Here is an 8,696-nt window from a genome sequence, read left to right as displayed (position 1 = left end):
ATCATCACCCGCAAGCCGCTGGACTTCGCCAAGGCGCTGACCTTCGAAGCAGGCCTGGGCGCGGTTTACGCCAGCCTGCCCAAGAAGACGGACCCGCAGCTCAGCGTGCTGGCCAACTTCAAGAACGAATCCAAGACTTTCGGCGTGCTCGTGCAAGCCTTCTCGGAAAAGCGCAGCCTGCGTCGCGATGGCGTGGAAACGCTGGGCTTCATCAACAAGCTGGACAGCACCAATGCGCCCGCCCTCGTCGCTGCGCACCCTGAGCTGAACGGTGTCTACACCCCCGACCTGATCGGCGCCGCCTATTTCACGCAGGAGCGCGAGCGCAAGGGCGGGCTGGTGCGCGCCCAGTTCAAGCCCACCCAGGACGTGGACCTCACGCTGACGGGCTTCTCGTCCAAGATGGACGCGGACAACTACAACCGCAATTACCTGATCGCGCCGCGCGCCGGCCTGATCAACAGCGCCACGATCTCGAACTACAAGATCGCGACCGACAGCAAGGGCGTGAAGACGCTGACGCAGGCCACCTTCGACTGGGCCAGTTCGTCGACCGCCGGCTACTACGACATGATCTCGCGCAAGGCTTCTGCCGAGAGCAACTTCCTGAGCCTGGATGGCAGCTTCAAGGTCAACAGCGCGCTGACGCTGACCGCCAATGCCGGCACGTCCAAGGGCAAAGGCCAGACCGTCAGCCAAGATGTGGTTGAGCCGCACATCGCCGCCACGCGGGCCAGCTATGCCTTGCAAGGCAACGACACCGCGCCCGCCTTCAGCTTCACCAACCCCACGGTGGGCTTTGACTGGATCTTCGGCGCCGAACACGTCATCGTCCACGACAAGGAAAGCTGGGCCCAGGTCGACGGCGAGTACTCGCTCGACTCCGGCGTGCTGAAGAGCCTGAAGTTCGGCGTGCGCAGTGCCCAGCACAAGCGCCACACCGATGCGACGCTGAACCAGGGTCCGGGCTGTGCTACCGGCACGCCGTACCGCGTCGGCCCCTGGGACTGGAGCAAGCCCAGCGCCTGCGCCGATGCGAACGGCAACGATGCGCCCCAGCTCTCGCCCTACACCCTGCCGGCCTTCAGCCAGTCCTTCCCGGGCAACTACGGCAGCGGCCTCGGCAGCGGCTTCCCGACCAACCTGACCTATATCTCGGCCGCGGCCCTGGCCGAGTACAACAGCCGCGTCACCAACCGCGATCCCATCGCGCGCCGCTCGCCCATGGACGGCGGCGAATACAGCGTGAAGGAAACCACCACCGCCGCCTACCTGCAGGGCAACCTGGAAGGCGACGGCTGGAGCGGCAACGTCGGTCTGCGCGCCGTGCGCACCAAGCAGTCCTCGGGTTCGTTCCGCCCCAGCTTCCCGGGCGAGAAGGCTGATGTGTCGTCGGCGTTCGGTGACTTCACGGCTACCTCCGCTGACCGCAGCTACACCGACCTGCTGCCCAGCGCCAGCGTGCGTGTGGACATCCGCCGCGATGTGGTGGGCCGCCTGGCCGTGAGCCGCACGGTGACCCGCGCCGACTACACGGCGTTGTCTGCCTTCACGTCGCTGAGCACGACGGGCATGTTCCTGGACAACAACGCCATCGGTGGCGGCACGGCCGGCAACCCCGACCTGAAGCCGATCCGCTCCACCAACTTCGACGCCAACATCGAGTGGTACTTCGCGCCGCGCGCCTTCGTGTCGATGGGTGCCTTCCACATGCAGATGGGCAGCTACATCACGAACGGCACGTTCACCAGCACCTACCCGGTGCTGCTGGGCAACACCAACCAGCAGGGTGGCGTGCAGCAACTGGTGAACCGTCAGTTCGTCATCACCGGCCTGACCAACAAGAAGGCTTCCGTCACCGGTCTGGAATTCGCGTTCGAGACGCCCATCGCCAACAACTTCGGCGTGACGGCGAACTACACCTTCGCGGATGGTCACGACCAGGACGGCCATGTGCTGCGCGGCGACGTGAAGAACTCGTTCACCCTGGGCGGCTTCTTCGAGAACGACCACTTCTCGGCTCGCTTGAACTACAGCTACACCGATGACATCTTCATCGGTACCGACCGTGGCACGGACTACTTCCAGAAGGGCAACGGCGTGCTGTCGGCGTCTGTGGGCTACAAGATCAACGACAACTTCGCCGTCAGCCTGGATGCACAGAACCTGAACGACCCGAAGCTGAAGTACTACGCCTCGGAAGTGCAGCCGCGCGCCATCTACAAGAACGGCCGCCAGTTCTACCTGACCGCACGTGTGAAGTTTTGACCCCTCGCCTGGTCACGCGCCGCTGAACGCGAACGTGCCCAGTCGGTCCCCCGCGGGGACGGCGATGCTTGGCGGATCGACCGCCAAGCGCATCGCCAGGCGGGCCGGCTTGGGAGCGGCCCGGCGCTGCGGCCCGCAGCAACCCCGAGGGGAGCGCTCAACACGCTCCCCTTTTCCATTCCGATGCCCTCATGAGCGACACCGCCACCCTCATCGACCAGTACATCGCCGCCCGCCCCCTGGGCGGCAGCACCGATGCGCCGCCGCCGGTCAAGCACATCTGCGTCGTCGGCGGCGGATCGGCGGGCTGGATGACGGCGCTGATGCTGGCCACCACGGCCTATGGGCCGCGCCTCAAGGTCACCGTGCTGGAGAGCCCCCAAGTCGGCATCATCGGCGTGGGCGAGGGCTCGACGCCCTGGCTGCGCCGCTTCTTCGAGATCCTGGGCATCGAAGAGTCGGAGTGGATGCCCGCCTGCAACGCCACCTACAAGAGCGGCATCACCTTCGATGGCTGGTCGACCAAGCCCGGCTTCGAGCGCTACTTCCACCCCTTCGTGTCGATGCTGGACAACATGACCATGCATCCCTTCGTCGACAACGTGCACGCGCGGCTCGACGGTGCCGACGTGTACGCCCACCCGGACCGCTTCTTCACGTCCGCGGCGCTGGCGCGCCAGGCCCGCGGCCCGCGCGCGCTGCCCAATTTCCCCTTCGACGTCTGGTACGGCTATCACTTCGACGCAACCCTGCTCGGCCAATTCCTCGGCCGCAAGGCGGTGGAGCGCGGCGTGACCCACCTGCGGCGCCACGTCACCCAGGTGCTGCTCAACGAGCGCGGCGACATCGACCGGCTCCAGCTCGATGACGGCGAGGCCCTGGCCGCCGACTTCTTCGTGGACTGCAGCGGCTTTGCATCGCTGATGATTGGCAAGGCCCTGCAGACGCCCTTCATCGGCTTCGGGGAGAACCTCTTCAACGACGCGGCCGTGGCGATGCCGACGCCGCTTGAAGGCCCCATCGAGTCGCAGACCGTGTCCACCGCGCTGCGCCACGGCTGGGCGTGGAAGATCCCGCTCACCCAGCGCCAGGGCAATGGCTATGTCTACAGCAGCGCCCACTGCTCGGCAGACGAAGCCGAGACCGAGCTGCGCCAGCACCTGGGCCTGCTGGATGCCGACATCCCCGCCCGCCACCTCAAGATGCGCGTGGGCCGCATGGCCAAGGTCTGGAATCGCAACTGCGTGGCCATCGGCCTGTCGCAGGGCTTCATCGAGCCGCTGGAGGCCACGGCCCTGTTGTTCGTGCAGGTCACGGCGTCCATGCTGGTGGAGGTGCTGGAGAAAGGCGACCTCGGCACGGCCTCGCAGGACGCGTTCAACGCCGCCATGCACAAGCGCTTCGAGAACACCCGCGACTACATCGTGGCGCACTACAAGACCAACTCGCGCACCGACACCGACTACTGGCGCGAGAACGCCGAGAACATGCACCTGTCGGACTCGCTGCAAGGCGTTCTGATGACGTGGATGTCGCGCAAGCCCCTGGTCGCCACCCTCAAGACGGGCCGCTTCGGCGGCGGCTACCCGGCCGTGTCCTGGTATGCGCTGCTGGCCGGCATGGGCATCTTTCCGGATGCGCAGGACCTGCAGCCGCCAACCGAGCACCAAGCGCGCCACCGGTTGGAGGCGGTGGACGACTTCATCCAGCGCAGCGTGACCAACTTCCCCGACCACCGCGAGCTGCTGGCCAACATCCCGCCGGGTGTCGGCGACAAGGCCCTGCAGATCTACACCTGGTAGCAAGGGAGGCGCTGAACAGACCCTCGCGCACGGCGCATCCCTGCTTTGGGCGGCCTGCGGCGTTGCAAATGCTCGCCATAGTCAAGCTATGGCTGCGCTTTGCGCCTTGCAGCCCATCCCAAACCAGGGCGCGCCGCATCGCGGAGGCCTATTCAGCGCCTCCCCGCAACCGGTCGAGGATGTCCTTGCGCACGACGGCATCGGCCGCCGCGTCAATGTCGCCGAACAGGTGGCGCTGGCCGGCGGGGATATGCGCCAGCCCCTCGCCGCGCGCGCCGAACACATAGTGCGCGAACAAGGCGCGCCAGCCTTCACGTTCACCGTCGGGCAGATGCCGCAGCGCCAGCATGGCCAGCCGCATCGCCGCCAGGTGCAGGTCATCCGGGCGCTGCGGCGCGGCCAGCGGCCGCCACCAATAGTTCATCAGGATGTTCAGGTGCGGCGCCAGCGACTCGACCTGATGGAACCACAGCGGCGGCATATAGATCGCGTCACCTGGCTCCAACTCGGCCACCACAGCGCTCTCCAGCGCCTCGGCCAGCAGAGGGAACTGCGCCGGATCGGCGCGGTGCAGATCAGGCACGACTGACATCGGCGCCGGCGTGGGCGCGTAGTCCGGCGGGCCCAGGTAGAGCAGCGGTGCGCATTGCGGCGGCAGCAGCGTGAAGCGGCGCCGCCCGGCCGCCACGCAGGCGATGTTGTGGGAATCGTCGAAGTGCGCGGGCACCGTCGCACGGTTGCCGATCCAGATGCGCGGTGGCACGGCGGCATCCAGCAGCGGCAAAACATTGGCCAGCTCCAGGCCCGGCAAGGCCTCCGACACCAATGCGCTTTGCGCCGCAAGGCTGGGTGGGTCGGGGAAGTGGCTGTAGCGCCAGAGCTGCTCGAACAAGGCGGCGTAGGGCCGCTTGTCGCGCATGAAGTTGAAACCGTCCAGGTCGGGCTTGTAGCTGAAGGCCCGCGTCGGCTCGGGCTTGGCAAGCACGGCATCAACAGGCTTGCCGCCGTCGAAGCCCATCAGGTATTGCAGGCAGGGATCCAGGCCCGCGCGCCCTTGCGCGACCAACGGCCAGTGCCTCACCGCGCCGCGCATCACGACCGGCTCGTAGGCGGGCACCACCTCGCGCTCGAAGCGCTCGCGCGTGATGCCATCAACTTCCTTCATTGGCCGCATGGCATCCGTCCTCAGCGTCGCCGCGTCAGCGCGCCATGCCAAGCCTGGGGGATGTGCCCCGCCGGCTCCTGCTCGCGCTGCACCACATAGTGCTCGAACAGGGCCGCCCAGGCGTCGCGCTGCGCCGCGGGCAGCGCGTTCAGCACCTGGATGGCCTGCAGCAGCGCGTGCGCTGGCGCAGGCAAGTCCTTGGCACCGGCCACGGGCCACCAGTAGTTGATCAACAGGTTGACCTTCTCCAACGCCTCGACCTGGTGATACCAGAGCGGCGGGATGTAGAGCGCATCGCCCGGCTCCAGCTCGGCAACCTGTGCAGACGCCAGCGCCTTGCGATAGCGTGGGTAGCGCTCGAAATCCGGCGACTTTGGATGCACGACCGAGATGGGCGCCCCCGACGGCGTGTGCTCGAGCGGCCCGATATAGAGATTGCCCACCTGCTGCGGCGCGAACAGCGTGAAGCGCCGGCGCCCGGCCACCACGCAGGCCAGGTTGTAGGGGTGGTCGTGATGCGCCGGCACCGTCAGCACATTGCCCAGCCAGAAGTTGGGGATCACGCCGGGCAAGGCGCGCAGCAGGTTCTCATCCAGGAAGCCCGGGATGACGTCGCTGACCTTGGCGCACTGCGCGGCAATGGACGGCGCGCCGTCTACGGCCAAGTAGGCCTGCAGGGCCGCCATGAACTCGGGCAGCGTCATGCGCGCCTTGACGAAGGCGAAATCGGTCAGGCCGTCGTTGTAGCCCATGACGCCACGCGCCGCGGCGCGCGTCTTGGTGGCCATGACCTCCACGCCCCGGTCGAAGCGGCTCAGGTAATCGCAGATGCTGAAAGCCGTCTCGCGCCCGGCCTGCACGGCGGGCCAGCCTGCCAGCAGGCCCTTCAGCAGCACGGGTTCGGCCCGCTGCTCCAGGCGCTCCTTGAGCTGCGGCTCGTCGGCCGCCGACCAACTTTCAACCGGGTTCATGTCTGCCACATCGGGTCTTGGAGCAACAGCTCCTGGGCCGCCATTGTCCCGGCTTGCCGCACGCGGGGCGCCTCCGGCAAACCCTGTACCAGATCAAGGCCACTTGCCGTGAAACCGCCTAGCTGCCAGCCCGTCGTCGCCACCGCACAACAGGATCGTCGGCCGAGTTCCGGCACCAGTCAGATACCAATTGACCATGCGAGGTGAGCCTCCTACAGAGCAATCTGACCCCGCTTCATAGGCACGACCAAGCCACCCGGGAAACTACCCAGACTCGATTGGTAGCAAAGTGGCGTTATCAAAATCTATAGTGGCATTGCACTGGTTGTACGCAAATCAGAACCAGACAAGGGCGGCAACCGGACTCAAGGTGGTACGCATAGGCCAACGGCGGCCACCCCACCCGAATCATTGGCCACAACAAGGATTAGTTCATGAAGGTCAAACCGACCCCCATCGCGGCCGCTGCGGCCTTGACATTGCTGAGCATGGCTGCCCAGGCACAAGAGGCGGTGGCGCCCGCACCGGCGAACACGCCGGCCCAGCTCGAGCAGGTGGTCGTTACAGGCATCCGGGCCTCGCTGCAATCCGCCGCCACGATCAAGAAGAACGCCAGCGCCGTCGTCGATGCCGTCTCGGCCGAAGACGTGGGCAAGCTGCCCGACTCCGACGTCGGCCAGGCCCTGGGCCGCATCCCCGGCGTGTCCGTCGGCCGCGCCTTCGGCCAGGGCGCCTCGGTGTCCATCCGCGGCTCCGACCCGCAGATGACCTACACGACGCTGAACGGCCAGACCGTCGCGTCCACCGGCTGGTACGACCAGCTCGACATCGACCGCTCCTTCAACTACTCCCTGCTGCCCTCCGAGCTGATCGGCGGCATGGAGGTCTACAAGTCCTCCCAGGCCGACCTGACCGAAGGCGGCATTGGCGGCACCGTCATCGTCAAGACCCGCAAGCCCCTGGACATGGCCGCCAACAGCGGCTTCGTCAGCGTCAAGTACGGCAAGGGCACCATCAGCGACGCCGAGAAGGAAGTCTCGGGCCTGTACAGCTGGAAGAACGAAGCCAAGAGCTTCGGCGTGCTGGCCGCCGCGGCCCATGCCGACGGCTCCTATATCCGCCGTGGCGTGGAGGCCGACAACCGCTGGTCGGGCGACGTGGCGCCCACCGCCTTCATCCAGGACCGCAAGCGCGACGCCATCAACCTGACGCTGCAAGCCCGCCCGGCGCAAGGCCTGGACCTCGGCTTGAACCTGCTCAAGCTCAAGCTCGTGGGCGACAGCTCCAACAGCAGCGACTACATCTTCCAGGACCCGAACTGCGACAAGCGCAACACGGACGTGAAGTCGGCCTKGAACCCCACCGGCATGTGCGTGCATAGCACGACCACCGCCGCCAAACCGCTGCCCGACCAGTTCTTCCAGGTCTGGGCGCGCGCCGCCCAGATGACGTCCGACAGCATCACCTTCGACGGCCACTACAAACTCGACGGCGCCAAGTTCGACCTCGTCGCCGGCACGACCAAGGCCAAGGGCGGCACGTCACTCACGGCCAACTTCCAGGCCGGCAACTGGGATGCGGGTTTCGCGCGCCCGAACTGGCAAGGCACCATCGACGCAACAGGCCACCAGATCGTCATCAGCCCGACGTCCAGCCAGTCCTTCACAGCGGCTCAGCTGCCCTCGCAGCTGGGCCCGCAGACCTGGGCCACGTCGCAGGGACCGAACAAGGACCAGGAGAAGTACGCCCAGTTCGACGCCACGTTCGACCTGAACTGGGGCGCCATCAACACCTTCAAGACCGGCGTGCGCTTTGCTGACCACACCTTCGAGAAGCGCGCCTACCGCCCGGTCTGGGCCGCCACCATCGCCACCAGCCCCACGGCGAGCCTGTTCGACGGCACGGTCGACGTGGCCAGCTGGAGCATCCCGCGCCCCAACATCGGCGCCATGGTGGCCGGCACGTTGAAGAACATCAACGGCTGGAACGAAGACCGCTCCGCCTACAGCGAGCTCAACGAGAAGAACCAGGCCCTGTACGGCATGTTCGACTTCGAGGCCGGCAACCTGCGCGGCAACTTCGGCCTGCGCTACATCTCGACSGACGTGAAGAGCACSGGCTACAAGTTCGACGGCACGCCGCTGGCCGCGGGCGACTACGAGGGCAACGAGAACTGGGGCCGCGGCTTCGACGTCAAGAAGTCCAAGTACAACGACGTGCTGCCCAGCGTCAACCTCGCCTTTGACCTGCGCAAGGACCTGGTGCTGCGCGCCGCCGCGTCGCAGGCCATCACGCGGCCGAACTTCGCCAACATGTTCGGCATCCAGGTGTCCGGCTACAACGACGACCGCGTCGGCAACGAGACTTGGACGGTCGGCAGCGTCGAGCTCAAGCCCATGAAGTCCAGCCAGATCGACCTGAGCCTGGAGTACTACTACGGCAAGGGCAATGTGCTGTCGGCGACCTTCTTCAACAAGGACATCTCGAACT

Annotated in this window: 5 protein-coding genes; 3 read left to right on the top strand and 2 right to left on the bottom strand. The window is 66.4% G+C overall.

The window, feature by feature from the left end:
- Both AC1DU6_RS12575 and AC1DU6_RS12570 read left to right on the top strand, forming a co-directional pair.
- On the top strand, nt 1-2,268 hold a 2,268-nt coding region (locus AC1DU6_RS12575), incomplete at its 5' end, for a TonB-dependent receptor (protein WP_477857540.1).
- A 191-nt stretch (nt 2,269-2,459) separates the two neighbouring features.
- A complete protein-coding gene (locus AC1DU6_RS12570; RefSeq protein ID WP_477857538.1) occupies nt 2,460-4,070 on the top strand; it encodes a tryptophan halogenase family protein in 1,611 nt (536 codons plus the stop codon).
- A gap of 148 nt (nt 4,071-4,218) precedes the next feature.
- On the opposite strand, the gene AC1DU6_RS12565 is transcribed toward AC1DU6_RS12570, so the two are convergent.
- Both AC1DU6_RS12565 and AC1DU6_RS12560 read right to left on the bottom strand, forming a co-directional pair.
- Complete coding sequence (locus AC1DU6_RS12565) at nt 4,219-5,235, bottom strand: cupin-like domain-containing protein (RefSeq protein ID WP_477857536.1); 1,017 nt, start codon at nt 5,233-5,235, stop codon at nt 4,219-4,221.
- A 20-nt stretch (nt 5,236-5,255) separates the two neighbouring features.
- The gene (locus AC1DU6_RS12560; protein ID WP_477857534.1) at nt 5,256-6,206 is read right to left on the bottom strand and encodes a cupin-like domain-containing protein; all 951 of its coding nucleotides are present in this window, start codon (nt 6,204-6,206) and stop codon (nt 5,256-5,258) included.
- A 434-nt stretch (nt 6,207-6,640) separates the two neighbouring features.
- Here AC1DU6_RS12560 and AC1DU6_RS12555 point away from each other — a divergent pair.
- On the top strand, nt 6,641-8,696 hold a 2,056-nt coding region (locus tag AC1DU6_RS12555; RefSeq protein ID WP_477857532.1), incomplete at its 3' end, for a TonB-dependent receptor.

The organism is Roseateles sp. P5_B10, from assembly GCF_056400485.1.
The sequence above is the reverse complement of the archived record's forward strand: the minus strand, read 5'-3'. Positions and strand labels throughout refer to the sequence as shown.